This window comes from Pseudoxanthobacter sp. (genome assembly GCF_036822375.1).
Classification (GTDB): Bacteria; Pseudomonadota; Alphaproteobacteria; order Rhizobiales; family Segnochrobactraceae; genus Pseudoxanthobacter.
In genome coordinates, this window is sequence record NZ_DAISHT010000245.1 from 1 (window position 1) to 1212 (window position 1212).

Sequence of the window (1212 nt, forward strand, 5' to 3'; positions counted from 1 at the left end):
TGAGACGCTTGAGAGAGAACGCAATGCTCGACGCGGAGATCACGCCCACGGGCGACGTGACGGTGGAAGGCCAGCACGTCGGCCAGCTTCAGGGCTTCCGGTTCGTGCCCGCTCAGGCGGGCGACGGCGTGGACGGCAAGGCGCTGCGCGCCGCCGCCGCCAAAGCGCTGGCCAGCGAGATCGACGCACGGGCCGACAGGCTCGCCCGTGCGGCCGACAGCGACTTCGTGCTCGCCGCCGACGGCGCCGTGCGCTGGCTGGGCGAGGCGGTGGCCAAGCTCATTCCCGGCGCCGAGGCGCTGAAGCCCGGTCTGGTGCTGCTTGCCGACGAGCACCTGAGCGGCCCGGCGCGCGACAAGGCAGATGCCCGCCTCACGGCCTGGCTTTCCGCCCACATCGCCACGCTGCTGAAGCCGCTGTTCGACCTGACGGCGGCCAGCGATCTGTCGGGCCTTGCCCGCGGCCTCGCCTTCCGCATCGCCGAGGGGCTGGGCGTGGTCGAACGCGCCCCCATCAGCGACGAGGTGAAGGGGCTGGACCAGCCGGGCCGCGGCGCGCTGCGCCAGCTCGGCGTGCGCTTCGGTGCCTACCACCTGTTCGTGCCCGCGCTGCTGAAGCCGGCCCCCGGCCGCCTGCTCGCCCTGCTGTGGGCGCTGAAGCACGCCGACCTCTCGGTGCCGGGCCTTGCGGAGGTGCCGCAGCTTTCCGCTTCCGGCCGCACCTCCATCACCGTCGATCCGGCAATCCCGGCCGATCTCTACCGCGTGTGCGGCTTCAAGGTGTGCGGGCTTCGCGCCGTGCGCATCGACATTCTGGAGCGCCTCGCCGATATCATCCGCCCGATTCTGGCCTGGCGCCCCGGCCCCGAGGCCGGCCCGGCGCCCGAAGGCGCCCATCCGCAGGGCGGCTTCATGGTCACCGTGCGCATGACCTCGCTGGTCGGCTGCTCGGGCGACGATTTCGCCTCCATCCTCAAAGGTCTCGGCTATCGCCTCGACCGCAAGCCGGCCCCCGTTATCCCGGCCGCTGTTGCCCTTGCCCCCGCCCCGGCGGAAGGTCAGGCGGAACATGCCGCGGAAGACCAGCCGGAAGGTCCGGTGGAAGCGGCAGCCGCCGAAGACGCCACGGCTGCGGAAGCCGGGGGCGTGGCGGTGGCGGAAGCCGCTGCCGGCGTGCCGGCGGAGACGCCTGCCGAGGCCGCAGAGGCGGCCG

The 1212-nt window shown here is 73.1% G+C and carries 1 pseudogene; it reads left to right on the forward strand.

Going from position 1 to position 1212, the window contains the following annotated elements:
• Positions 1 to 23: 23 nt before the first annotated feature.
• Positions 24 to 1212: pseudogene (locus V7067_RS15680) on the forward strand (helicase); the annotation flags it as partial.